Below are 25,826 nucleotides of genomic sequence, written 5' to 3'. Positions count from 1 at the left end.
GCAATTAGACTCATGCGCGAAGAAATTGAAAGTCGGTGGAAACGGGCACAAGTAGATTTAGAAAGCGCGGAAAAGAATTTTGAAGCCAAAATATATTATGTTTCTGTTTTTCTATCACAGCAGGCGGCCGAAAAGGCATTAAAAACACTATATTTGACAAAGAAAAAGACGCTCATAAAAACACACAATCTTTTGATGTTGGCAAAGGATTTAAACGCGCCAGCAAATATAATTACTGCTTCTATTGAATTGTCTCCGAATTACATAATTACAAGGTATCCGACAACGGGCATAGCAATTCCAAGTGAGCTTTATACAGAAAAGATTGCCGAAACTCACTTAAGATAGGCAAAGGAGGTCATATTATGGGTAAAAAAATCACTGGACATGTGAAGAAATTTGCTGCAGATGTAAGGAAGCAGTTCGGCGCAGAGAAAGTAATACTTTTCGGTTCAAGGGCGCGTGGCGACAACCTGAAAGACAGCGATTTTGATATGATAATTGTTTCGCGTGCGTTTAAAACTATACCCTACACGCAAAGAATGAGCAAGATTCTTCCGCTGTGGAAGTCGCGATATGATTTGGAAGCGTTATGCTACACTCCCGAAGAGTTTGAAGAAATGAAGCGCAAAAAATACAGCGTCATAGAGCAGGCGATTAAGGAAGGCGTAGCGGCTTAGGAACTGCACAAGTTTTCTGAAATCATATTGGGTGTGTTTTACAATGAGCGCGCAATGCAATAAAATTCTAAAAACATTGAAATCGCAGTACAACGCCAAAAATGCCGCAGAAATGGCACATTTCGGAATTAACTCAAAAAATGTTTTGGGAATAAGCATGCCGTATTTAAAAAAGTTTGCCAAAAAAATAAAGAAAGAAGCCAAAACAAATAAGAATGGTGCGGAATATCGCCATAAACTAGCGCAGGAACTTTGGGATTCTGAAATTTTTGAAGCGCGGAGTTTGGCGGTTTTAATTGATGAGATAAAATTAGTTGATGAAAAACAAATGGAGTGTTGGGTAAACGATTTTGATTCGTGGGGTATTTGCGATCAAACGTGCGGTTATCTTTTTGATAAAAAAGAAATCGCTTGGCAAAAAGCAGTTGAATGGAGCGCGCAAAAAGAAGAGTTTGTCAAGCGCGCGGGGTTTGTCTTGATGGCAACGCTTGCGGTTCATGATAAAAAGACCGATGATACGGCATTTCTGAAATTTCTGCCGATAATTGCGCGCGAATCAACTGATGCGCGCAATTTTGTAAAAAAAGCCGTGAACTGGGCGCTGCGCCAGATTGGAAAGCGCAACGCTGCGTTGAATAAAAAAGCGATTGAAACTGCGAAAGATATCTTGAAAATTGACTCAAAATCGTCTTGCTGGATTGCAAAAGACGCCATCAAAGAGCTTGAAAAACATGCCGTGCGTAAATTCTCAAATGATGCTTGCAATAATAAGTAATGAATGCGTGCAGCGCATTATCCAAATACAACTTTATTTTTAATCACTGAAAAGTCCTTTTCATACAATTTCTTTTTCGGGAAATTTAGTTTGGCGATTCCGACGACGACGACTGCGCTTATCAAAAGCACAACTAGCCACTCATAAACATGCAGCGATGTTGTGGAAAAAATCTGCTGAAGCCCTGGAATTTGTATGGCTGAAAGCGCCGCAACTGATGCAAGCACAACTGTCGCGTTCAAATGCCGATTCTTGAACATCTCTCTCCATTTTCTCGCATTTTCAGGCATCCGTATGGCATAAGCATACATTATTTCCATTACCATAAGCGATGCAAACGCCGCAGTCTGACTCCTTATGGTATCTGCGCCGTAATAATTGTGGTATATTGCAAATATGCCAAATGTGGCAAGCGTCATCAATGACCCTGCAAGAAGTATTGATTTCAGAGCGTTCTTGTTTATCATGGGCTCGCCAACAGGCCTTGGCCGCTCACGCATCACATTTCTCTCTGCGCGGTCCATGCTCATTCCCATTGCCGGAAGATCGTCAGTCACAAGATTTATGAAAAGCACCATTATTGCAGTCAAAGGAAGCGGAAAATCAAGAATTATCGCCAGAATTATCGCGCCGATCTCAGCCGTCGTAACTGACAAAACAAACCGCATAGCCCTTTGAAGGTTGGCATATATTGTCCTGCCTTCTTTTATTGCTGAAACCAGCGTATTGAAATTATCGTCGAGCAGACTTATGTCTGAAGCCTCTTTTGCAACATCAGTGCCCTTTAAGCCCATGCTCACGCCCACATGCGCCTTTTTCAGAGCAATCGCATCATTGACGCCGTCACCGGTCATTGCAACAATATGTCCGCATTTCTCAAATGCTTCAATTATTTTCAGCTTATGTTCTGGCGTCGCACGGGCATATACGCAGACGCGCTCAACAACTTTCTGAAATTCGTCATCAGGCATCTTGTCAAGCTCAGCGCCTTCAATAACCAGCCCGTTTTCATTAATAAGGCCGATTTTTTTTGCAACCGCAACTGCTGTTGATGCATGGTCTCCTGTAATCATTACAACATTTATTCCTGCTGCTCTGCATGCGGCGATCGATTCCTTCACCCCTTCTCGCGGCGGATCTTCTATGCCGACGAGTCCAAGAAAAATCAGGTTGTTTTCATCGCGCTCATCAAATTTTTTCTTGAATTTTTCCGGCTTGTAGGCGATTGCAAGCACCCTTAAAGCTTTTTTTGAGAATAATTCATGCGCCGCCATTATGCTTTCTTTTTCCTTGCGGCCCATTGCAGACACTGCGCCGTTTTTCTCGATGCGCGAGCACTTTCTAAGCAGCATATCAGGCGCGCCTTTTATGAATATTTGCACATCAACACTCTTTTGATGAATTGTACTCATGCACTTTCTTGCAGAATCAAACGGAATTTCCGCAATGCGTGTGTACTCAAAATCCACAAGCCCTTCAGAAATCCCTGCTTTTTTTGCAAGAGCAATAAGGCTTCCTTCTGTAGTGTCTCCCATGCAAGACCATGCGCCGCTTTTTTTGCTTAGCTTGGCGTTGTTGCACATAAGCCCTGCAATAATCATCTGGTTGAGCGTAGCGTTATCTTTTGGAACAATGCGCTTTCCTCCGGATGTGAATTCGCCTTCCGGCTTGTAGCCCCTGCCTGAAACATCAATAAACGAGCCGCTGGAATATATATTTACAACAGTCATCTCATTTCTTGTTATTGTGCCTGTTTTGTCCGAACAAATAACTGTGACGCAGCCCAAAGTTTCAACAGCATCCATTTTTCTTACAAGCGCATTCTTTTTTGACATCACATAGACCCCATGCGAGAGCCCTATCAATATTATTATGGGCAGGCTCTCAGGCACTCCTGAAACCGCGATCGCTATGCTAATAAGAAGTATATCATACAGCGCTTTTCCTTTGATAAGCTCAAAGGCAATGACAAAAATGCCGATCAATAACACAAAAACAGATAGCCGTTTCCCGAAATGATTCATGCTTGCCTGCAAAGGCGTTATCTGGCACTCACTTGGTATGCTGCCTGCAATTTTTCCCATTTCAGTCTTCATCCCGGTGTGCGTAATAACGGCAACCGCGTTTCCGGTTGAAACGTAGCTGCCCATGAAAAGCATATTCTTGCGATCGGCAAGCGCCGCATCCTCTTTAAGAACGCAATTTTCTTTTCTTGATGGAATAGACTCACCGGTTATTGAAGACTCATCAACCGAAAGCCTGTTTGAGCTCATTATTCGCGCATCGGCAGGCACCTTATCCCCGCTTTCAAGAAAGATTATGTCGCCCACAACCGCTTTTTCAGAAGATAGCTCAACCATTTCTCCGCTGCGCATAATTCTTACATGCGTCGCAGTCAGCTTTTTTATGGATTTTAGTATGTTCTCAGCCTTGTATTCCTGAAAGAATCCGATGAAACACGTAATTAAAATAATTGCAGAAATTACATAAGCTTCTGTATCTTCTCCAATATAATATGATATTACGGCGGCAAATGCAAGAATCCAGACAATCGCGCTTTTGAACTGCCTCGCGAATATCTGCAGCGGAGTAATATGCGCGGTTCCGTTTAGGGCGTTTGGGCCGTTTTTCTTAAGCCTTTTTTCCGCTTCGTGTAGGGAAAGCCCTGCAGTTTTATTTGTTTCAAGATGCTTAATGACTTCATCTGAAGAAAGCGCATGTGCAGGCTTTTCGTGAATGTATAGCATAATAATCAGACCTAATTGACAATATTATGTATTGCACAGCGCCGCATATATCCTTATATTGTAATTGTTTGACAAGGGGGATTTCAAATAAGTTTTTCAATAAATTTGAAGCTTTTTAAATTGAATGAACTGGCGCCAGAATAATTCCGATAGATATATCAACGCGCGCGCAATTCTGACAGCGCGGAAATCCGTTTCACCATATTCGGGTGCGTGCTTAAAAGCTCCATGAACTTGTCCATGCCGGATACCTTCGCTTTCTTGCCGCGTATTGCCGCAAGCTCTGCTTCATCTATCGAGCCGCTCTTATCCATATCAAGAGCCATAAGGTCGTTGAATTCGCTGACTGCGCGCGAAGGATCATTTGCAAAAAATGCTTTCATTCCTTCGGTTTCCTTAAGCAAACTTTTAGGCGTCTTTGCGCTTCCATAAACTAACTTATACAGAGCAGATGCAAGAGTTGACGGCTTGTTTCCGAGCGCCACGCTGTCTTTGTCCGCATAGTATTCTCGTATTCTTGATGCATAAAGAACAAGGAGATTTGTCAGGAAATATATTCCAAATGCTGCGGCGCCTATTGCAATATTTCCGCCCCGGTCACGGTCGCGCAGACTGGAAAACAACATGCTTTGCGCAAAGTACCATGCAATTGTCGGAACAACACTCATAAGCGTTATAGCAAGAACATCGCGGTTTTTTATATGCGCGATTTCATGCCCGAGAACCGCTTTAAGCTCTTCTTTACTCAGTAAATCCAATAGTTTTTCAGTAACGCATACTCTTGAATCAGATTCCCATCTGCCAAATGCGAACGCATTTGGAATCGATGCCCGGGATATTCCGATTCTAGGTTTCGATATTTTTGCTTTTTTTGCAAGTTCGGCCACCATTCTATGAAGTTCGGGATGCTCTTTTTCAGAGACATATTTTACTTTCATAGACCAATCAACGATTTTCGGACCTATCATGTACTGGACAAGCATCATAACTGTCGCAAGAATGCCGTAAAACATGAAGCTTCCGATGCCCATGTACGCACCGATCATTGAAAGCAGGGCATAGATTACCCCGAAGAACATTCCTAAAATCAAATACATTTTGACTTGCAGCCACATAATAATCACGCACGGGCAATTTCTAAAAGTGCCTACTGTTTCACAGTTGCCCAATTGAGCAACTTAGAAACATGTATATATACATGAACATTTATATATTTGACATGTTTGAGGGCATTGTCGAGTTGATACTGTGAAAAATATAAACAAAAACACATTATTGGCAATTGTGATTTTGATTGTGATAGCGCTCGCTTTCTTTAGTTTGCCAAACGCGGAAAAACAGACCTCTGAAAAACCTTTTGAACAGCCCGCAGAATCCGCATACCCGCCACTAACAGCAGAGCCGGCGCCATTGCCGCTGACAACTAACGGATATGTCTATGACGGCAAACTTAATTATGGCTTTAATTATCCTGATAATTGGGAATTCTCTATCGGCGTGGATAAAGATATTGAACAATGCGATCCAACGCAATATTATGAAGCGTATAATTGCGTAGAGTTTCCGAATAGAGCCATTAAAAAAATCATAACGTTCAAAAAGGATGTGCCTAAAGAAGGGGTGCTCGTTTCAGTAGACATTGAATTTATGGTAAAATCCGCTGCAAATTCTCAAGATATTAAAGAGGAATTTAAAAAAGAGGCTATGCTTTCGGGCTTGGAAATCCTGAATGAAACCGTAATTTCGATAAATGGCATGAATGGATATGATATGCTCGCCGGAATACCGGAGTGGAAACTGAGATACGCTGTATTTTACACCAACGGAACTGCATATACTTTCAAATATTCATCTCAAGATGAATATTATCGAATGTATGAAGGGATATTTAGCAACATAATAAAATCATTCAAAATTAATGGGTGAAAAAATGCCTGACGAAAAGCTTGCAAGAGCCATAAGATCCAGAACGAGGCGGGATATTCTACACATACTAGGCAATAAGGAAAAAATATCCGTTCATGAAATCGCAGCCATATTAAATATAACCGAATCTTCAGCATCAAAAAACCTGAAGATGCTGTATGATTTTGGATTCGTGTCTTTTGAAAGCCGCGCGCCTGAAAAACTATACACTCTCAAGGTAAAGGATCTCACCGAACTCATCAGAGTATATGATAAAATTGTCAAAAAAATTTAAATGGTGTGAATATGCAGGAATATATAGACATAAACTATAAACCTACAAAAAATGATTTAATTTGTGAATATTATATCGAACCATCTGAAGGAGTTAGTTTTGAAAAGGCCGCAACAAACATGGCTGGAGAAAGCTCCATAGACACCTGGGCAGATATCCAGACACTGAGCCCTAAACTGGCAAAGCGCTTAAAGCCCCATGTATTTTTCATGGACAAAAAAAGAAATACTATCAAAGTTGCATATCATGTGGATTTGTTTGAAACTAATTCAGTTCCGCAATTCTTAAGCTCTGTTGCAGGAAATATATTCAGCATGAAGCTTCTAGACAACTTAAGGCTGCAGGATATTTCATTTCCTGAACAGGTCATAAAGCAGTTTCGCGGACCGAAATTTGGCCTGGAGGGTGTAAGAAAACTTATGAAAGTCAAAGACCGGCCGTTTGTCGGAACCATAGTAAAGCCAAAAGTTGGACTGACTTCTGAAAAACATGCTGAAGTCGCGTATAATTCCTGGGTTGGCGGCTGCGATATTGTGAAGGATGACGAAAACCTTACAAACCAGAAATTCAACAGTTTCGAAAAAAGGGCTAAGACAACTCTAAAATTAAGGGATAAAGTTGAAAAAGAAACCGGTGAGAGAAAAATGTATATGTGCAATATTACTGCGCCCACGTGCCAGGAAATGATAAAGCGGGCGGAGTATGTCAAAAGCCTGGGCGGAGAATATATAATGATTGATATCATTCCAGTTGGCTGGACCGCCCTGCAGACGCTGAGGGAAGCAAACGAGGATTTGAAGCTGGTTCTGCATGCGCACCGATGCATGCATTCTGCCCTGACAAGAAATCCGAAGCACGGCATAAGTATGACTGTAATATCAAAGCTTACGCGGCTTGTCGGTTTGGACCAACTTCACATAGGAACCGTTGTGGGAAAAATGCATGGCGGAAAAGATGAGGTTTTGGCCGTCCGTGATGAATGCGTACTTGGCATCGTAAAGGAAAATTACCGGCTTAATGTACTTGAGCAGAATTGGGGTAAAATAAAACCGATGTTTCCCGTAGCTTCCGGAGGGCTGGAGCCGACAATGGTTCCTGATCTAATGGATGTTTTTGGAAAAGACATAATCATGCAATTCGGAGGCGGAATACACGCACACCCCGGCGGAACAAAGACAGGGGCTATGGCGGCAAGGCAAGCGGTTGATGCGTGCCTTAAGAAAACGTCTTTGAAAGAATATTCAAAAAATCATGAAGAACTTAGAATGGCTCTCAATTGTTGGGAGGCTTCCAAAAGCGATAAGTAAACTCCGGGGAGACTTATGCAAAAAGCATCGTACTTCAATAATGCCGTATTCGTTTTATTATCGGCATTTCTATTATTTTATTATGGCATGACCTATTTCCAGCTTGGCAGCGGGATAAACCCCCTATTTTTTGCCATTTTAGCATTTTTAATTGTTGGATTTCTATTCCAGAGCACAGGTGCGATCAAAATAAAACATGCCCCTATCAGCGGAACATCAATAATCATCGCAGCTATTTTAGGCGCCGTTGTTACGTTTTTTCTAAGCACAATGTTTTTCGGGCCTGTCATTGCCGCCAGCATTGTAGGCCTGGCTTATGCAATATATGCAAACCGGAATGAACGAATGAAAAGCCTTTCAGGGCCCGTATACTGCGGAGCGTTCGTTGGCATGTCATCGAACATGTTCGGCGTGCCGGAAATCGCATTTGCCGGGCTGGTTGCCGGGCTGGTGCAGACGGCGCCAAGAAAAACATATAACGGAACCGGCGGCACCTTAGGAACAATCGCGTTCATTGCGACATATTTAACAAGCAAAATATTCGGTGATTAAATGTATGAAGTAATAATAGCCAGCATTGTTGCAGCGTCCATAACGTATGAACTGAACAATAGCCGCGGATGGGGGCCTGTGGCGGCATCCGCTGCTGTTGCGCTGTTTTTCGGCGTTATCTTTTATGTTCTTGGAGCCACGGGATTTGTTGATGGGCAACTAGCCGAAACAATCCCTCTTGCCGCGATGGGTGCGTCTTTTGCCGGAATGAGCTCAAAAAAAGCGGTTCCAAACCATATGTGGATTGCGGTTTCCGGCGCGATTTTTTCTTTTGTTTTCTTGTTTTCAAGCCCGGCATTTGCAGGGCTCGGAGGAGGGCTTGGAATAACTGCGTGCGTTTCAGTGGTGGCTGCGCGCGGAATGATGATGCTCCTTAAAGCATTTAGAATAAAAAATCGCCATACCTTTTCATACGTGGTTGTACATTAATGCATATTTTCGCTAACAGCGCAAAGAAATCTAGAATTTTAAAGAATTATTTCTTTTCTTCGGCTTTGGGAGCCTCTGCGGTTTTTCCAAAGAGTTCAGCGAGCGGTTTCGCGCCTGCTTTTACAAGTTTAACATTAATCTGCGCAATATCGGAAGCAATAACTTCTCCGCGTATTGATTTTTTCTTGCGCCCGCCTTTCATAATGGGATAATATCCCGGGCCTTCTGCAACAAGAATTTGTTTCCTTCCCTGGCCATGTACGCCTTTTCGCATAGGGAATCCGTCCTTGTCAGACCCGCCGCTTATTGAAAATCGGTATCCTGGAACATCGACAATTCCTCCGTCGAACTCATCGCCGATTTTCAGATTAAGAAGAGCATTCAATTTATCTGCTGCAATTTCCTTCTGGTATGATTTTCCGTCTTTGTCGCCTATAACGATTCGTGCTGGCATAGGTATCCTCTTGAAACTAACAATAGTATAACTGCAAGATTTATAAGGCTATTGTCCGGGCAAAAATCATCCGGTTCTCAAAGCCAATGAATTAGACGTGCGGATAAAGTTTAAATTGTCCTGCGAGCCTATATACGTATGAAACAAGCCATTGTTATTACCGCTTTTGTTCTGATTTTCGCGCAATTCGCGCTTGTCATGGCTGAAGATACCCCTAATGCTTCCTCCGGCGCAGTTGTCATTGAAGACAACGAGCCTTCAATAAACCCTGACAGCTTTTTCTGGGGCTTTAAAGACGCGCTCGATAAGTTCTCTTTGGCGCTTACATTTAATTCTGAATCAAAAGCAAAAAAGAGCATAACAATAGCCGAAGAACGCTTGCGCGAGTTCCAGAAAATGGCTGAAGAAGGCAAAATAAACGCTGCGGAAAAAGCAAAAGAATCCCATGAAGAATTTTTGGAAAAAGCTAAGTCCGCCGCAAAAAGCATAAGTAAAGGCAACAAAACCGAAGAAATAAAAAAGCAGATTGAAATCGAGCGCGAGGTAGAAAAGCTCCGGAACAAGACAGAAATAATGGCCGAGCGCCTTAAAATAAAAATCATGACAGAGGGAAAGCTGACAGCCGAACAGAAAGCGCTTATCGGCTCGCTTATTGCAAGCATGCAGAACCAGACCGGCTCCCTTAAAATCGAAATCAACAAGAACAAAGAGAAAATAAAAATCGAGATAAAGGCGCGCACAAACAAAACTAAGGAAGAAATCGAAGATGCGGTAGAAAAAATAGAAAAAGAGCACAATATTACAAAGGGCAAGCTTGACGAGGCATTCGAAAATATAATTGATGCACGGGAAGAAATCGCAAAACTGAATGATGAAATAGGCATGAACAATATAACGGACAACGCTGCTCTGATTCTTCTGAACAATTCTCTTGACAAGCTGGCTGCGGCGCAAGACGCGATAGATTCATCAAAATACGGCGAAGCATACGGCCTTGCAAACGCCGCTAAGCAGTTGGCGGAAAATGCGCGCGAAAAAATCAAAAAGCTGACTGAAGATGATGGCGAACGTGAGCGCGAAAAAGAACGCAATCAGACGCGCAACGAAACAAAGGAGCGCGAACCTAAAATGTGCGCGCAAGTCATAACTCCTGCAAAGAACGAGAAAACAGGCGAGTGCAAAGAATTCCCGACGCCGTGCGATGTGCCCGCGGGCTGGGAAAAGGTTAACCTCTGTGTTCTCAAACAAAAAACTATTGTGAAAACATCAGAAATGCAGTGGCAAAAAATAGAAAATCATTCAACAACGGAAATAACCGCTAATAAATCGGTTGCTTTTGTATCTAGAGTTATAGATGGAGATAGCATTGAACTGCAAGGCAGTATCAAAGTGCGGTTACTCGGCATTAATACGCCTGAACGGGGTCAACCGTATTATCAAGAAGCAAATAATAGACTAAGAGAACTTATAGAAAGCAAAAATGTTATTCTTGAGAATGATATTCAAGATAAAGACCAATATGGGAGACTTTTGAGATATTTATTTATTAATGATTCATTTGTGAATTCACAATTAGTTAAAGAAGGTTATGCAAATGTTTACATCATCTCTCCAAATAAAAAATATGAAAGTGACCTAAGAAATGCCGAAACCGAAGCTAAGGCGCTAAAATTAAATGTTTGGAAACAACCTTCAGGTGAAGGTATTTGCGATAATCAATGTATCGGAATTTCTTATTTCAAATGGAACGCGGAAGGCGATGATTGTAATAATCTAAATGATGAATATGTAACTTTGATAAATTCATGCTCTTATCCTTGTGATTTAACGAGTTGGACAGTTAAAGATGAATCATCACGAAATCCATATATTTTTCCAACCTTTGTTTTAGAAAGTGAAAAAACAGTAACTCTTTACACCGGTTGTGGAACCAACAGAAGAGAACAGTTATATTGGTGTAGTCGAGGTTATTCTTGTAATGCTATTTGGAACAATAATGGCGATGTTATGTATGTAAGAAATTCAAACGGGGAATTAGTGTTGAATTATGCGTATGCCTGATTTAAATAAAAATTAATTCGCAGACTTCAAATTCTCCGCTTCGCTCTAGGTTTTATAATCCAATGACGATTGCAAGTGGTTACAAATCCCACAGCTTGTCAGTTTTCAGCATCACCTGCTTGATTTCGTCAAGGCATGTGATTTCGCTCTGCGACAGGAAGCCGATGTTCTTGCGCAGCAACTTATATTCTTCTTTTGTCAGGAATGTGTAGAAAACCTCATTCTCTTTTGCATTTCTTCCGACAACAAAGCCGTCGACAGAAACCGCGCATTTCATGCCGATTTTTCCCTCATCAATATTGACGTTCTTGTCCTGCACCTGCTCGACATCTCCAAGGACTTCGCCAACAGAATTCATCAGTTTCGCGTCTTTTTTCAATGTGCCAAGAACTATTTCCATGCCAACAACAGCAGGCTTTGATTGCCTAAAAACAAATCCCGGAATGATGCGCACCTTTGCCGGCTTTTTCAACGACTCTGACAGCGCTTTTTTCTGTGCGGCATCAAGGTCTTTTAAGTACTCATCATAGCCTTCAAGAAGCCTGTAAATGATTTCGCTTTCAAGAATTTTTACGCCGGTGTCTTTTGATTCCTGCTTTGCATCATCAGCCACGTTTGCATTAAAAGCGAGAACAACCTTGTATTTAGGGTCAGAATCCTTTACCTCAAGTATATCTTTTCGCGAAACCGCGCCAATAAGCGCTTTTCTTATCGGAATGTTCTTCTCTTTTATGCTGCGCACAATCGCCTCAAGGCTTCCAAGCGCATCTGCCTTGATTATCAAGCCTTCATTTGAAGTCACAATTTCAACACTTTCGATTTCCTTTCTGACAAGATCTTCGTATTCTTTTGTCAAAGCGCCTTCGCGCAGAGTATAGATAGGAACACCGGCAATTACTTCATCAATATTCATTGCAGATACCTTGATGCCAACGGCAGCTAAAACTTCTTTTACCGGCACGAATTTTTTTTCGACCCGAATTTCTTTTAATGGCGGTATTTTCAATATCGCCTTGACTTTCGTAACTACGGGTTTTTCACGCGCGCCAATCACAAGCGTATCTCCCTGGCGCATTATACCGTCATAAAGTATTATGTCCAGAGTCATCCCGAGGCCTTTAACTTCCTTCACTTCAAGAACAGTGCCTTTGCCGACACCGGATTCATCCAACGCAAGCTTTTTTTCAAGATATTTCTGCGAGAGCCCGGTAATTAAGCCCAGAAGATCCGCAACGCCTTCGCCGCTTCTTCCTGAAACCGGCACAATTGCTATTGTTTTTGTGAAGTCAGTTATCCTGTCAAAGCGGTCGCTCATTATGTTGCGCTCACCTAACTGCCCGATAAGTGTGTAAATTTTCAGGTCAAGCTCTTCCTGGATTTTTGTCGATTGGGCATCAAATGCATCATGGAAACAGGCATCTTTTTGAGTCTGCCATCCGCTGATTTTGTCCACTTTGTTCGCGGCGATAATAAACGGCGTCTTATTATCGCGCAGGATTTTGATCGCCTCATCAGTCTGCGGCTTTATGCCTTCCGTAATGTCAATCACAAGAATCGCTATATCTGCAAGAGCTCCGCCGCGCTTTCGAAGCAGCGAAAACGCCGCGTGTCCGGGCGTGTCAATAAACAAAAGGCCGGGAATTTTGACATCAATTTTCCACTTTTTTAGAAATGAATTACAGGTTTTTAGTATGTTCTCAACCGGCACTTCTGATGCGCCGATATGCTGGGTGATGCCGCCAGCTTCGCCGATCGCAACGCGCGAGGCCCTGATAGTGTCAAGAAGAGTCGTTTTTCCATGGTCCACATGTCCGAGAATCGAAATTATGGGCTGGCGGATTGGCATAAAACTCATCCATGCCATTACATATTTAAGGCAAGCTTTATAATGATTGGCATAGGTTAGCGCGCATGAGTGTTGTCCTTTAACGGCGACCGTTTTGCATTAACTTTCATAAAGATGTATTTAAATTGAAACGTTTATTAACGAATCAAAAATAAACGAATGGTCTACGTTGTTAAAAAAGTTATCAGACAACATCGCGCGCATGAGTGATATGAAAATAATCAATGATTCTGAAATTAAAGACGAAAAAATTATTCCATGCGGCAGATTAAAACGGCATTTTATAGAAAAAGACCTTGAAATAGATATTAACAGAATTGACGCAGGGCAGGGAACAAAGACACATTACCATAAGAAAATGACTGAAATTTATCTAATTATAAATGGCGCGGGAATAATGAAAATCAAAGACAGAAAAACAGGAAGATCAGAATCGAAAAACGTCTATTCACTTTCGTCCATACTAATACCGCCCAATCATACTCACCAATTGACGAATACCGGAAAAGAAACGCTCGTGCATTATGTCATTTGCAGGCCGCTTTGGCGCGAAGATGATGAATTGTTTGAGGATTTCTAAGTCAGAAAAATATGCGTCGGCCGGGAATTGAACCCGGGCCACTGGCTTGGCAAGCCAGAATCATACCACTAGACTACCGACGCTTGTCACACTAACGCATTTTAAAAGCAAATTATAAAAATGGTGGGGTCACGAGGATTCGAACCCCGACTAAAAGGTTTCTCCGCACAAATTTATTTTTAATCATCGCCGTTTTTAGCAATTCACCAATCGCTCCGGGCTAAAAAGCCTAGAACGGCTGTGAAAGGAATTGCTCGGCTCGTCGCTCCAAATCAGCATAATTCGTAATCTGGAGCCCTTTGTGCTACCGTTACACCATGACCCCTTTCTCCTAAAACTTCTATTTCAAAGTTTATATACCTTTTATAGAATCAAATGTTTAAATGAATTAAGAACGTGTTTACTAATACCTTCTCTCCTCTCTTGGCGCGGCAATGAAAACATACCACTTCTCTTCTTGCGTCAGCTCTGAAGCTATTCTTTTCGCAATGCTCTTCTTGAGATCCGGCAGCATTGGGCAGCGTTTTTTTATATCCCCAAAGCTCTCGAAAGGTCTCTTTTTGCGTTCGTCAATTATCGCCCACATGTGCTTTTTTCCGATTCCGGACAGAAGCTCGAAACTGTGCAGTTTCGTGGTTATGGAATCTGCAATATTGAAGAAATTCACGAATTTTTTCTCTTGCTCGCCTACTATTTTTTCAACAACGTAGGGCAATTCAGAATTTGCTGTTGCGGTAAGCTTATTAGAGGGTATTTTGCCGATAATGGATTGAATGTCGTCGCGCTTTCCTTCGCCGATATAGACCTTGTCCATTGATTTTAATGCTTTTCCCTCACGCGGAATCACTTCTAGAAGATTGAAATTTTCAGTTCCTATTATCTGCGCAACCGGATGAGCGCGCGGCTGCATCGGGTGCCCTCTCGGCAGATAATCCAATACGATCGCCCATTCGTCTTTCATTAAAATCACTCTTTATCAAAATAGTCTTTGTTTTTGATGCACTTTTTTGATTCTGCATTATCTAAACCTTTTTTACAATCTCAAGTATTTTTTCTATCTGTTCTTTGGTAAGCGTTGTCCTCTCCTTCTGGAAAATGACATCAATTTCGTCTTTGTCTTTCGGAAGCAGATTGAGCAATATCATAATCTGGTGGTCTTTCAGCACGCCAAGCTCTGCCAGCTTCTTTTTAGCGCCCTCAATATCGGACTTGTTCGCCTTTGCAACATTCCTAAGATAATCAAGCGTCACTTTCTGCTCATGCCCAAGTTCCACTTTTTCGTCAACATCCTTGTTCCTTCGGTCTGTCGCCTGCAAAATAAGCTTTGCTTCGACATTCGTAATGAAACCTGATTCTAGTTTCTTCATTTTAAACCATCTCTTTATGCCTTGGGTTGAAAAGCTTGCCATAAGGCATGATATTCAATACGTTGTAGAAATAGCTTTAAATAGCTTAATCCATTCTTACAAACTTCGCGTTCTCCTTTGCCTTGCGTATTATTATCTCATCACTTGGGCTTATCCGAAATATTTTCTCGCAGTTATCAAACAATAAAATGCCTTCATTACGCAGCAATATTATTGAAATCTCATCGGATTCATCGGCGACAATTGTTCGCATCCCTTCATAATCATGCGGATTATTCATGGCAATTCCTATGCCTTTTTTGAACGGCTTTCCGCCGACAGAAGAATAATACGCTCCGGATCCAAACGGAGTTGAAATGACTGCTCCGTCGCCGATAACTTCTGTGAAAGCCGGCTTGCCGTTAATAGAGATAGAGAATCTAAGAGCCTGAACCGGAATGGGACATCTTACTTGAAAATCGTTAAGCGCGACAATGCAGTTTCCTGCAAATAGCGCCTCAAGCTTCATGACTTCAGAGATTTTGTATTCACCGCATTTGAGCTTTTCAAGAATACTCCCAAGATCGTTCTCATCATACATAAACACTTTCGCAGTTGCGCTTGCACGAACAGGTATTTTCGGAATTCCAAGATACTGGTTTTCTGCCCAAAGAATGCTTCCGTCGCCGCCGTAAGTGATTACAAAATCGGGGTTAATATCATCTATTTCAATACCGGCACGTTTCACTTGAGAAACAATGTTTTTCGTATCTTTTGAGCCGGAAACAGCAATACGCATAAATCTAGTAATCTGACAACCTTTTTATAGTTTAGCGTCCTTCATATAATTATCTTTTAATCCAAAGAAATGGAGAATGATTAAAAATCTTGAAAGCTTAGGCGCGTTTTGCGCTTTCAAGCTTTTCAAACCAATGCTAATGGAGATGTTTGAAAATGTCAGAAGAAAAACAATCCCTTCCGCAAAGCACAGCAGGGCTTACGCGATATTTTGACGAAGATAACAGCGGTATAAAGGTAACTCCCGAGCAGGTTGTTGGTTTCGCATCAATTGTAATAATAATAGAAGTTCTGGTCAGGCTTGCAATTATCTAATCGTCTAATGAATTTCATACCCTACAGCACAATCGCTTAAATCTTAAATGAATGCGATAACAATTATTTTCATGCAAAACAAAATCGAGGTTCCCACTTATTCCGAATGCATGGCGCTTCTTTCAAAATATGGGATGCCCAAAAATATTGTCGCACATTGCGCTACGGTTTCTAAAATCGCGGTTTTTATTGCAGAAAGAATAAATGCGCGCGGAGGAACTGTCAACGTTTCGTTAGTGTGCGCAGCAGCACTTTTGCACGATATCGACAAGATTATTGAAATCAAAAACAAATCCGGCAAGCATGGCTCAATGGCGCGCGAAATTCTTGAAAAAGAAGGCTATCCCGAAGTTGCAAAAATTGCGGAAAATCATGTTTTGCATAAAATCATAAAAGAAGGCGCAAGCTTCAGCATTGAAGAAAAAATCGTTTTCTATGCAGACAAACGAGTCAAGCACGATAAAATCGTTTCGCTTTCCGAAAGGTTTGAATATCTGCGCGAAAGGTATCCGCACCATCTTGAAAATGTGAATCGCGCGGAGCCTCTTACAAAAAACTTAGAAAAAGAATTGATGGATGCGGCAGGGATACGCGCGGATGAAATAACTGATGCATCTATCGGCAACGTTTAAAGGATAATTATATATGCCCTGCAAAATCAATTGACATTATGAATATATTACTTGGCAAATTGGAAATCGAACTTAAGTCGAGAGGGTTCAGCGCAAAGACCGTAAAGTCGTATATGTTCCATACATCATGTTTTCTTAAGAGAATGGGCGCGCAGGCGGAGCACGACGAAATTCGGCAATATTTTGCCGGTCTGTCTGAAAAAATGGACCCGAGAACAGTGAATTTGAGGATAAGTGCGGTCAAGTTCTTTTACAGAAATGTGCTCGGAAGGGAGATGGCCATAACTTTTATGAAGCGCCCGAAAAGAGTTCCTGAAGTGCTTACAAAGAATGAAGTGCAAAGAATAATAACTGCGATTTCAAACACAAAGCATAAGCTAATAATTGAAACGGTTTATGGCTGCGGCCTGAGAGTATCAGAAGCCGCAAAACTAAAAAAAGATGATATTCGGTTCGAAGAAGGCATACTTTTTGTAAGGCAGGGAAAGGGCAACAAAGACCGTGTAGTATCGCTGCCTTTCACTTTATCAAAGCGGCTTGAATCATACATTCTCCTGAGAAATGATGAGAACCCCTATGTATTTGATTCTGCAAGAGGAGGGCGGCTTACTGAAGCTACAATCGAAAAGATAGTGGATAAAGCCGCAAGCATTGCCGGAATAATCAAAAATGTCCATCCACATACACTGCGCCATAGTTATGCTACGCATCTGCTTGAGAACGGAACGGATATTCACATAATTCAAAAGCTGCTTGGCCATTCTGACGTAAGGACAACCGAGCTATATACACATGTTTCTACAGCGCTAATAAAAAATATTCAGAGCCCACTAGACACTTTGCATAGTCCGGAAGTTGGTATAACTCCACAAAAGGGCGCGAAAAATCATGAAAATTCACTGTACTGACTGTCCAATTTTCAAGCTTTTTTATTGCATAATACTTCATATTGCAATAAAAAACCAACAAAACTCAGCATAATACTCAATAGGCGAGCGTTATACCAACTTTATTCCGCTTTTCATTACAAAAAGGCGCAAAAAGCGGAATTTACTCCGTAGAATATCTAGTTAGTTTCAATTTTTGAGAATGCCTACAAGATAAAGTTAAAACAAAGAGATAGGAAATAATATTTTTTCTCCCACCCAATAGGAGAGACGCGCTTAGTCCTTTCAGGACAGATAGCAAAAACTTTGTTTTTGAATTAATAGGGGATTTCCTTAGTCCTTCGGACAGATAGTCTCGGCTTCGCCTCGCAGAAAAACTTCTTTTATCCGACCAACGAAAACCACAAAGAAATTAAAATTTCTTCTAACAAAGGATAAAAGGCTTCGCCCAAATTTTTCTGATTTTATTCGGGAGTTTTGAAAATATGTTTTAGACCTCTCAAAAAACAAACATATTTATAAATGTGTGAATATCTTTAATATTAATATGGTAAATACACATGTTTTCATTGTTGATAAAAATACTTTTAAGTATCATTTAGAATATTTATTTGCAGGCACAGGGGCAAAAGATTACATCTTAGATTTTAATAATAATTCAAAATCAAAACTTAATCCAACAAGAGAAAATTTACTTATTAGCATGATTGCAGATTTAAGTAGAGTAAGAATTGGAGATTATGTAATCTTTTACTTACAACAAAGTAGGGAAGTTGGCGAAGGAAAATTTTATGGGATATTCAAAGCTAAGTCTAATGGTTTTTTGGATAATAATGACAATGGACAATTTTTAAAAGATGAATTACAAAAGTCATTAACTTTTAGAGTTTTATTAGAACCTTATGAAGTTTATGCACAAGGGGTTACAGAATGGGAAGCATTAGACGAAATAAAGTTTATTCAATCTCCCAATCAAATGTTATGGAGTTTAATTTATAGAAAATTAAAAGGTAATCGTGGAAATACAATGATTACGATTTATGAAACAGAAAGATTATTTAAATTGATAAGAGATAAAAATAATAGACAAAAAATTAATTCTCAAAACTTTTCTTATAATGTAGATAATCAAAAAATAATTCCGTCGGAGACTAAACATAACTATTCTGGAAGAAAAGAGGAAATTAATGTTTTACCAAGACTTGTACAAAAATACAAAGAGGATAAAGCTTTTGAAAGTCATCTGCAAGCATATATTTGTAAAAATGTGGATATAAGTGATGAATTAAAAAATCTACTTATACAAGACAATAAGTTAGAATGGATTGGAAATGAAGTTTCTTGTGGTGTTGGAATGCAGAGAATAGATATTGCTTTATCATTACAAAAGAGAAATGATGAAAGATTAATTTTGCCTATTGAATTAAAAGCAGTTCAAATATCTTTATTAAATGTTATTCAACTTCAAAGATATGTGGATTGGTTACAACAATATTATATCTCTAATAGAATAAGCACAATACAGCCAGTATTAATTGCTAAAAAATTTGACAATAAAGATTCTGAAAAATATTTGCAAATAATAGAATCATTTAAACAATTTAATAATAAAAATCAAAATTGCTTACCTTTAAAATTTATTGAATATGAAGTAGTTGGAGAAGAATTAAAGTTTTCTGAGATTAATTATAATTAATTTATCTTTTGTAATATAAAAATATTATCTCCGTAAAAAGAATTAAAATTACCTCTTAATGCCCTATAATAATTAAGGTTATAATTTTTACTTCCTCCTTTAGTTTCTCCATAATCTTTTATCACATGGGATTTACATTTAAATCCATATTTTAATATAATGTCTTTACACCAAACTCCTAAGGTGTGTTCTTCTCCATTTTGATAAATGTTTCCACACACCAAAATTAAAAATCTATTTTCTTCTAAATATTGGGTAACATTTTTAACAACGTTTTCAAACCAATTTAAGAATTCATTAATTGAATTATAATTTGAGCCATCTTCATTTTTATTTGAATATTTGATTATATTATGATAAGGTGGGTGCATAAAAATTAAATGAATTTTAGAATTAGGATTAAATGTTGTTGAATCTGCTTTAATAATAAAATCTTCTTGGGGAGAAATATCATTAATTATACATTTTCTATCCAATAAATCAGAAACTTTTTTTGTTGTTCCACTACCCCCAAAACAATCCCAAACAATTTCTCCTTTTTTTGTAAATCTTCTAATAAATTGATAAGGTATTTCAGGAATAAACAACCCATGAAAAGTATTGCTATTTTTAGGCAAAAAGTCTCTTTTTGGAATTTCAAACTTTCCATTAATCTTAGGAGTTATCCAAATTGCGTCAGTCGTAATATCTCCCAAATATTTTTTCCAATCGTTATAATTTAAGTCGTTATATGCTACCATTTTAATTAGTTAATTTAGTTTGGTTATTCAACATATTAGAATCAATCTCAATTATAGGAAATTCTTTATTTCTAATTTCATCCATATTTTCATCACATTTAACAAAATGTAAATATTCATAGGTAAAGTCGGATTTATGATTTCTATTTTCTGTTTTGTCTGCTTTAAATCTTTTATATTTGAGTATAAATGTTTTTGGTTCTCCTCTTAAAGAAAGTATCTCTTGAACATCTTTTATTGACATTAAACCTTCATTATTATAGCTTAATAGAATATATTTTGCATTAGTTGTTTTTACTATTTTTTCAAATTCTTCCTTAACATTATTTCTACTGCAAAATTTTGACTTTTGTTTTTGGTAGTCTCTTAATCCAGTTTTCCCAGAGATATTTGGATTATCATATTTTGATATAGTTTCTAACATGTGATAATTAGAACAATATTGTCTCGCATTATATGGGGGGTCTAAATACAATAAATCAATCTTTTCTTTATTTAAAATTTTTAAGATATCCTCATTAAAAACTATATTCTCTTTATCACCAAAAATAATTTCATTATAATATAATTGAAGTTCCTTTTGTGCAGATTTTTTTATTTTTTTTAGAAATGCACCATAAACCGAAGCTGTATTTGCCACCTTATCAGATGCTTCAATTAAAGTTCCTAATAAATAAAAATATTCTCTTTCGCTTATTTTTTTATTTCTAAACCAATCTTCAATTTTTAATCTAATTGTATCAATCTTTAAAGCATTTTCATCTGAAAAATACATTCTTTCAAATTCTTTTCCTTTTGTTCCAGCAAGAGAATAATTATCAAAGATAAATCCCTTTTTTCTTTCCTTTAAATTATTCAAATAATTTAAAACTTGTAATATTCTTTCTTTTTTCTCATAATTTAGTAAATTAGGTATCTCCTCTACCAATCCCTCAAATTTTACAAAATCGTTGTTTGTTAGAAATTTTTTATTTAAAACAAAACTATAATATTGTATGTCATTAGCAACAATTTTGTATCCCTTTCTTTTGAAACTTTGCCCTACAATTCCAGTTCCTGCAAACAAATCTCCAACAACAAAGATATTTTCTTTTATTTCTTTATCTACAATAAAATGAATGAAATCCAAAAGAGATAATTTACTCCCTATGTAGTTCAAAGTCATTTTTTATCCACCTTTTTTAATTCATTCATTATAAATTTTTCAATTTGTCTTGATAAAATTATTCCTTCCTTTTTACAGAATTCTGAATATTCTTCATAAATTTTAGAATTAATATGAATTGTTACATTTTTTCTATTTTCTTCTTCACCCATTTTTTAACCTCATAAATAAACACAAATAAGATTATTTGTAGAGATATATAAATCTTTTGATTAATTTTATCAAAACTCCCGACTTCTTTTTAGAAAAAAGAAGCAAAAAGACGGAAATCCCCATTTTCTTTTTTTAGGAAAAAAAGAAACAAAAAAAGCGCGCGTCTCTCTAATACATAGCCCACCCAAAAAATATTATTTCAGAAACAATACGAACGGCATTCTCAAAAACTTTGATTTTTTGCTCTTCGAGCATCGTTGCACTAAAAATCAATCCTTAACAGGAGAAACTAACAGGAAATTTAACGGTTCCGAAACCTTGCAGGTTTCTCCACCCAAATCGCCTTCGGCGACTTCGTTAAATTCCGATGTTATATCCAATCGCAGGGTAAATTTTTAAAACGGGGTTGCCGCCTTAGTGCTTCACACAGATTGTCTCGGCTTCGCCTCGAAGAAAAACTTCTCTTAACCGACCAACGGGGGACGGGAAAATGCTTTGCACTTTCTATAACAAAGGTTAAGAGGTTCGCTTTGCTCTCCCAAATTTTTCCAATTTATAGGGGGTTCCTAAGTCCTGCGAACAGATAGTTTGCTGTGCAGAATTTAGAGTAATTAAAGGGCATCTTATTTTTTATTTATTTCTAATATCCCTATAATTTCATTTATTAAAAAATCTGTTCTTTCTTTTATTTGATTAACATTCCATTTTTGTTGTTTCATAACATACTCGTTTATTTTGAATCCGTTATTGTATCCAACATGCTTTTTGTTTCTATCAACCCTATTTTTCTTTTCTACAAAGTTAAAATCAGATAAATTAGGATTGCTTGTTGTAAGAGTAAGATTGCCTAATTTATGGCAAAATTCATCCCTTATTTTTATTGCCTCTTTCTCATCATTCGCTCCTAATTCCTTTACCCATTCGTTGTTTTTTCCTAATCCCTTTTGAGGTAAGATATGCTCAATTGTAAATAAAAGTTTATTTGATTTATTTTTCTCCCAAAGATTAATTCTGCTATCTTTACTTCGTAAATTTTCTTCTACTAAACAAAGAAGATATCTTGTCATTTCAGTATTAATCTCATAAATATCGCCCGATAATTTTTCTTTGAATAAATCATCATTTTTTAATTCTATTCTAGTGAACAATTTTTCTTTTATAATCTCTAATAATATTTCTTCATGCGTATCCTCTTTTATTTTTTCTTCTATTGTCTCAACAAGTTTCATAAACAAATTATCTAATTCTCTAGTAGGAGGTATATCAAGAATATTTCTTCTTACAAAGAAGTTTCTTAGGAGAAGTAATAATTTTTCATAGTTATCATCATTAAATACTTTTTTTGATTTGGAATAAAGCAAAAGAGTATATGCTGGGGATATTCCCAAATTCATTAAATTTTCGTACAATTCGCTAAATTTATTCCCATTTTCAAAAACGATAAATTCTTTGTATATCTCTGATTTTTCTTCAAGTTCTTCAAGTAGAAAAATTGTATTTCTTTTTGCTAATTTTTCATAAACCATAATGACTTTTGATATGGTTGCTTTTGATACTCCTTTAACAGTAATAGTTTCATCTCCTTTAAATGCCATGTAAAATTGTCTTAAAAATCTTGTCTGAAATGTAGAATCTAATAAATTGTTCATTATTCTGTTAAACATTTTATCGTATTCAATTAAATCCTTTTTTTGGGAATGTAGTTCTTTAAAAATAGCATTTCTTATAATATCCATAGCAGATAACGAAAGACCTCTATAATTCAAAACCTCAAATAATTTAAATGCGTTAGAGAAATCATCTTCTTCAAGTTCTACAAAAGTTAGATTTTTGAGTTTTTCATATAACTTTTTTGCATCTTCAAGAGATTTTACTTCCTTTTGACAATACTCAGAAAAGAAATTAAATCCATAACTTATTCTCCTATTTCCAAAATTAGCAGGCTTATCATAGCTTTTGTTTGGCATCAATATCAAATGAGCCAAATATTCATAGTCCTCTTTGTTGGAGTTTTGTTTAGACAATATCAATCTTGTTAATATTTTCTCTTTTTTTGTTATTGTTAATCTCTTTTCAATATCGTCTTTTAATACTATTAATTCCTTGTCCTGCTCATTTTCGCAGATTTCAGTAACCCTTTTATATAAACCGAGTATAAAGAAAGATAGAGTAGTAAGTCTCTGCTGGCCATCAATAAGAGTATATATTGGATAGCTAGTATCCCCTTCTCCCACACCAATTAATACTCCCATAAATTGGGTTTCTTCTTCTCCAATTACATCATCTAATAATTTTTCCCAATTGTTTAATCCCCAAAGATAAGCTCTTTGAAACACTGGAACCTGTATTTGTCTTTGATTCTCTTTATCAAACACACCATACAATCTTTTAGTATATCTATTATCCATCATTTTTATCATTGCTCAAAATAGCTATATAATGATGTATATAGTTATTTATATAAATTCATCTATTTTTCAACGGAACCCCCCCAATCTTCTTTTTTAGCAAAAAAGAAGCAAAAAAGACGGCGGCAACCCCTAAACGAAATATATAAAAATTACCCTGCGACTTTGATTTTTTGCCTTCGGCACCATTGCACTAAAAATCAACCCTTCGGGGAATATAACAAGGCATTAAGAGATTCCGAAATCTTGCAGATTTCTCCATCCTAATTTTGGCTACGCCAAAACTACTCTTAACGCCAAAGTTATATTCAATTGAGTTCTCGCACGGGAAGGGGGATGAAGTTTATTGAACAATAAAAATAGTAATAACCCATAATTACACAAGTGATTTAATATGGAAAGTAAAAAGAAATTATTTTTTTGGGACTTGACAAGATATCTCCTATTATTCCTCGTTTTTTACCCTCTATTCGGCGGAGCAGAATTTATCCCGGGAAATCCCGTCGGATGGGCTCTTGAGGTTGGTGCAAGCGAGCTTTTGACCAACGACGGTCATGTGTGGGGCGATTTCGTATGGATACTTAGCGGAATGGATCTGAGGGGAATCGTTTGGCTTTTTAGCGAGCTTGCCGTAGTTTTATTAGGTTATTTCTGGGCGTACAAAAACTGGGGCATTGCTAAGAAATTAAGAATCTTTAATTGGATTATCGCGCTTTGCGTTTATGCCGGTTATACCATATTTTTTCCTTCAAGCCCCCGATATGACTATTTTATCTATGCATATGCATTGTCGCAGGCAGGCTGGCCTCTTATCTTTACACTCGCTACTAGTTTATCGCTCATACTTATGTGGCTAGGCGTGATTTTAGTATCGGGATATTTAATCTATAAATCACTGCAAGAGGAAAATAGTACCTGGGCAAAAAGGTTTCTGTTTTTGTTGTCCATGGGCGTTCCAGGCTTCGGGCACATCGCGATTGGAAAAATTAAACGCGGAATAGCATTCATGATGTTAGGATTCACAATATGGGTAATTGATTTCTATCTGTTTTTTACAACTCCGCTGGCGTTCATTCCAACGCTTCTATTTTGGTTATATGCTGCGCGGGATGCTTATAGAATACAGGAATAAATCATATGAAGCACCGCTGATGCAGTCGATGATATTGCAACGCCCCCTTCCCTAATTCATGTGCCTTCGGCAATATTATCGCGAGAACTCAACTTTCTCGGCTTCGCCTCGAACTTTTGGCTTCGCCAAAAGGAATATAACAAGCGGCTTTACGGTTCCGTTCGTTTCGCTCACTCCTCCCAAATTTCTGCTTTGCAGAAACTTCGTAAACCCGCCGAGTTAAACTCAATCGAGGTCGGCGGGCGACTAAGAAATATAAACCTTCGTAGACTACTCGTAGTAGGTGGTAATATGAAAATGGATGGTATTTTAATAGATGGCATAATTGATCCTAAAACAAATTTGGAAGAGGTGTTGGGTACATGTCCCTCGTATCTTGAGAAACATTTTGGACCTAACAATACAAGTGCAGACCTGAAGAAGTCAGACGAAAAAGATCCGTATGGCATTTCGATAAGCTTCAATCAGTATGCAAACCCCGTTAATTTGGCGGTGCATATTCTTGCTAAAGATAAAGAAAGAGCAAATCAGATCGCAGTCAAACTCCAAAATAAACTTAGTATGCAAAGAGTAGAAATACCGGGTTATAACTGCTAACGACGACGCGCCCGCCGACCTCGACTTCTCCGCTCCTCGCTTCGCTGCGGTGCTCGACCGCTTTGGTTCTATTGTTGAGCGGGAGCTTAACATGCAGTTTCACGGTTCGCTCTGGCTCACCCTAATCCGCTTTCGCGGACTACGTGAAACTGCCGAGTTATATTCAATTTGCCCCCTCGCCGACAGAAGCCCCGCCGCACGTAGAACGACGGCATTTATAATATAGAACTAAAGCTCTCCAATCGCAACCAGAAGTTTCTTATGTCCTTTAACTAACTCGTTAAAGTGTTTCAGTTCGCCAGCCACTACTTCAAACTTCGCCTTAT

27 protein-coding genes and 2 tRNA genes are annotated in these 25,826 nt (G+C 38.4%); 16 read left to right on the top strand and 13 right to left on the bottom strand.

Features of this window, described 5'->3' with window-relative positions; translation table 11 throughout:
- The first annotated feature begins 12 nt into the window (after positions 1-12).
- Genes KKB09_05275 through KKB09_05265 form a run of 3 tightly spaced genes read left to right on the top strand, consistent with a single transcriptional unit; the run spans position 13 to position 1,455 of the window.
- Positions 13-348 carry a HEPN domain-containing protein gene (locus KKB09_05275; GenBank protein ID MBU4300598.1) on the top strand — a complete coding sequence of 112 codons (336 nt, stop codon included), beginning with the start codon at positions 13-15 and terminating at the stop codon, positions 346-348.
- Positions 349-365: 17 nt separating this feature from the next.
- Entirely contained in the window at positions 366-680 is a 315-nt protein-coding gene (locus tag KKB09_05270) for a nucleotidyltransferase domain-containing protein (protein ID MBU4300597.1), read from the top strand.
- A 43-nt stretch (positions 681-723) separates the two neighbouring features.
- Complete coding sequence (locus KKB09_05265) at positions 724-1,455, top strand: DNA alkylation repair protein (protein MBU4300596.1); 732 nt, start codon at positions 724-726, stop codon at positions 1,453-1,455.
- Positions 1,456-1,472: 17 nt separating this feature from the next.
- On the opposite strand, the gene KKB09_05260 is transcribed toward KKB09_05265, so the two are convergent.
- Together KKB09_05260 and KKB09_05255 are read right to left on the bottom strand one after the other, a co-directional pair.
- Positions 1,473-4,202, bottom strand: a complete 2,730-nt coding sequence (locus tag KKB09_05260) for a cation-translocating P-type ATPase (GenBank protein ID MBU4300595.1) — start codon at positions 4,200-4,202, stop codon at positions 1,473-1,475.
- Positions 4,203-4,360: 158 nt separating this feature from the next.
- A complete protein-coding gene (locus KKB09_05255; protein ID MBU4300594.1) occupies positions 4,361-5,317 on the bottom strand; it encodes a M48 family metalloprotease in 957 nt (318 codons plus the stop codon).
- 133 nt (positions 5,318-5,450) lie between these two features.
- On the opposite strand from KKB09_05255, the gene KKB09_05250 reads away from it, so the two are divergent.
- Genes KKB09_05250 through KKB09_05230 form a run of 5 tightly spaced genes read left to right on the top strand, consistent with a single transcriptional unit; the run spans position 5,451 to position 8,690 of the window.
- Positions 5,451-6,128: a hypothetical protein gene (locus KKB09_05250; protein MBU4300593.1), complete on the top strand. Its 678-nt coding sequence runs from the start codon at positions 5,451-5,453 to the stop codon at positions 6,126-6,128.
- A 4-nt stretch (positions 6,129-6,132) separates the two neighbouring features.
- Complete coding sequence (locus KKB09_05245) at positions 6,133-6,402, top strand: helix-turn-helix domain-containing protein (GenBank protein ID MBU4300592.1); 270 nt, start codon at positions 6,133-6,135, stop codon at positions 6,400-6,402.
- Between the two features lie 11 nt (positions 6,403-6,413).
- The gene (gene rbcL / locus KKB09_05240) at positions 6,414-7,709 is read left to right on the top strand and encodes a type III ribulose-bisphosphate carboxylase (protein MBU4300591.1); all 1,296 of its coding nucleotides are present in this window, start codon (positions 6,414-6,416) and stop codon (positions 7,707-7,709) included.
- A 15-nt stretch (positions 7,710-7,724) separates the two neighbouring features.
- A complete protein-coding gene (locus KKB09_05235; protein MBU4300590.1) occupies positions 7,725-8,261 on the top strand; it encodes a hypothetical protein in 537 nt (178 codons plus the stop codon).
- On the top strand, positions 8,262-8,690 hold the full coding sequence (locus tag KKB09_05230) for a hypothetical protein (protein MBU4300589.1): 429 nt from the start codon (positions 8,262-8,264) through the stop codon (positions 8,688-8,690).
- Positions 8,691-8,736: 46 nt separating this feature from the next.
- Here KKB09_05230 and KKB09_05225 read toward each other — a convergent pair whose 3' ends face one another.
- Positions 8,737-9,144 carry a 30S ribosomal protein S6e gene (locus tag KKB09_05225; GenBank protein MBU4300588.1) on the bottom strand — a complete coding sequence of 136 codons (408 nt, stop codon included), beginning with the start codon at positions 9,142-9,144 and terminating at the stop codon, positions 8,737-8,739.
- 138 nt (positions 9,145-9,282) lie between these two features.
- Between KKB09_05225 and KKB09_05220 the strand changes: the two genes are divergently transcribed.
- Positions 9,283-11,205 carry a thermonuclease family protein gene (locus KKB09_05220; GenBank protein MBU4300587.1) on the top strand — a complete coding sequence of 641 codons (1,923 nt, stop codon included), beginning with the start codon at positions 9,283-9,285 and terminating at the stop codon, positions 11,203-11,205.
- Between the two features lie 79 nt (positions 11,206-11,284).
- Here KKB09_05220 and infB read toward each other — a convergent pair whose 3' ends face one another.
- Positions 11,285-13,051: a translation initiation factor IF-2 gene (infB, locus tag KKB09_05215; protein MBU4300586.1), complete on the bottom strand. Its 1,767-nt coding sequence runs from the start codon at positions 13,049-13,051 to the stop codon at positions 11,285-11,287.
- Between the two features lie 202 nt (positions 13,052-13,253).
- On the opposite strand from infB, the gene KKB09_05210 reads away from it, so the two are divergent.
- Complete coding sequence (locus KKB09_05210) at positions 13,254-13,631, top strand: hypothetical protein (protein MBU4300585.1); 378 nt, start codon at positions 13,254-13,256, stop codon at positions 13,629-13,631.
- Between the two features lie 12 nt (positions 13,632-13,643).
- Here KKB09_05210 and KKB09_05205 read toward each other — a convergent pair.
- The 5 genes from KKB09_05205 to KKB09_05185 form a co-directional block, all read right to left on the bottom strand.
- A tRNA-Gly gene (locus tag KKB09_05205) sits at positions 13,644-13,714 on the bottom strand.
- Between the two features lie 38 nt (positions 13,715-13,752).
- A tRNA-Trp gene (locus KKB09_05200) sits at positions 13,753-13,956 on the bottom strand.
- Positions 13,957-14,034: 78 nt separating this feature from the next.
- The gene (locus tag KKB09_05195) at positions 14,035-14,592 is read right to left on the bottom strand and encodes a DUF655 domain-containing protein (GenBank protein ID MBU4300584.1); all 558 of its coding nucleotides are present in this window, start codon (positions 14,590-14,592) and stop codon (positions 14,035-14,037) included.
- Positions 14,593-14,653: 61 nt separating this feature from the next.
- On the bottom strand, positions 14,654-14,998 hold the full coding sequence (locus KKB09_05190; protein MBU4300583.1) for a DNA-directed RNA polymerase subunit F: 345 nt from the start codon (positions 14,996-14,998) through the stop codon (positions 14,654-14,656).
- Between the two features lie 85 nt (positions 14,999-15,083).
- Positions 15,084-15,776, bottom strand: a complete 693-nt coding sequence (locus KKB09_05185; protein MBU4300582.1) for an NAD(+)/NADH kinase — start codon at positions 15,774-15,776, stop codon at positions 15,084-15,086.
- A gap of 155 nt (positions 15,777-15,931) precedes the next feature.
- Here KKB09_05185 and KKB09_05180 point away from each other — a divergent pair, with 155 nt between their 5' ends.
- From KKB09_05180 to KKB09_05165, 4 genes are all read left to right on the top strand, one after another.
- Positions 15,932-16,090: a preprotein translocase subunit Sec61beta gene (locus KKB09_05180; GenBank protein MBU4300581.1), complete on the top strand. Its 159-nt coding sequence runs from the start codon at positions 15,932-15,934 to the stop codon at positions 16,088-16,090.
- A gap of 71 nt (positions 16,091-16,161) precedes the next feature.
- The gene (locus KKB09_05175; protein MBU4300580.1) at positions 16,162-16,722 is read left to right on the top strand and encodes an HDIG domain-containing protein; all 561 of its coding nucleotides are present in this window, start codon (positions 16,162-16,164) and stop codon (positions 16,720-16,722) included.
- Between the two features lie 38 nt (positions 16,723-16,760).
- A complete protein-coding gene (locus KKB09_05170; GenBank protein ID MBU4300579.1) occupies positions 16,761-17,630 on the top strand; it encodes a tyrosine-type recombinase/integrase in 870 nt (289 codons plus the stop codon).
- A gap of 526 nt (positions 17,631-18,156) precedes the next feature.
- Complete coding sequence (locus KKB09_05165) at positions 18,157-19,305, top strand: DUF91 domain-containing protein (protein MBU4300578.1); 1,149 nt, start codon at positions 18,157-18,159, stop codon at positions 19,303-19,305.
- On the opposite strand, the gene KKB09_05160 is transcribed toward KKB09_05165, so the two are convergent.
- The 4 genes from KKB09_05160 to KKB09_05145 all read right to left on the bottom strand — a co-directional run bounded on the left by KKB09_05160 (position 19,302) and on the right by KKB09_05145 (position 23,774).
- A complete protein-coding gene (locus KKB09_05160; GenBank protein MBU4300577.1) occupies positions 19,302-20,045 on the bottom strand; it encodes a site-specific DNA-methyltransferase in 744 nt (247 codons plus the stop codon). The two genes, KKB09_05165 and KKB09_05160, sit on opposite strands and share 4 nt — an antisense overlap.
- 1 nt (position 20,046) lies before the next feature.
- Positions 20,047-21,204 (bottom strand): DNA adenine methylase, encoded by a 1,158-nt coding sequence (locus KKB09_05155; protein ID MBU4300576.1) that lies wholly within the window; start codon positions 21,202-21,204, stop codon positions 20,047-20,049.
- A 2-nt stretch (positions 21,205-21,206) separates the two neighbouring features.
- Entirely contained in the window at positions 21,207-21,362 is a 156-nt protein-coding gene (locus tag KKB09_05150) for a hypothetical protein (protein MBU4300575.1), read from the bottom strand.
- A 624-nt stretch (positions 21,363-21,986) separates the two neighbouring features.
- The gene (locus KKB09_05145) at positions 21,987-23,774 is read right to left on the bottom strand and encodes a DUF262 domain-containing HNH endonuclease family protein (GenBank protein ID MBU4300574.1); all 1,788 of its coding nucleotides are present in this window, start codon (positions 23,772-23,774) and stop codon (positions 21,987-21,989) included.
- A 391-nt stretch (positions 23,775-24,165) separates the two neighbouring features.
- Between KKB09_05145 and KKB09_05140 the strand changes: the two genes are divergently transcribed.
- Both KKB09_05140 and KKB09_05135 read left to right on the top strand, forming a co-directional pair.
- Entirely contained in the window at positions 24,166-24,903 is a 738-nt protein-coding gene (locus KKB09_05140; GenBank protein ID MBU4300573.1) for a hypothetical protein, read from the top strand.
- A 291-nt stretch (positions 24,904-25,194) separates the two neighbouring features.
- Complete coding sequence (locus KKB09_05135; GenBank protein ID MBU4300572.1) at positions 25,195-25,500, top strand: hypothetical protein; 306 nt, start codon at positions 25,195-25,197, stop codon at positions 25,498-25,500.
- Positions 25,501-25,826: the final 326 nt, after the last annotated feature.

Source organism: Nanoarchaeota archaeon (assembly GCA_018897155.1).
Taxonomy (GTDB): Archaea; EX4484-52; EX4484-52; order EX4484-52; family LFW-46; genus LFW-46.
This window is presented reverse-complemented; position numbering and strand designations above follow the sequence as displayed.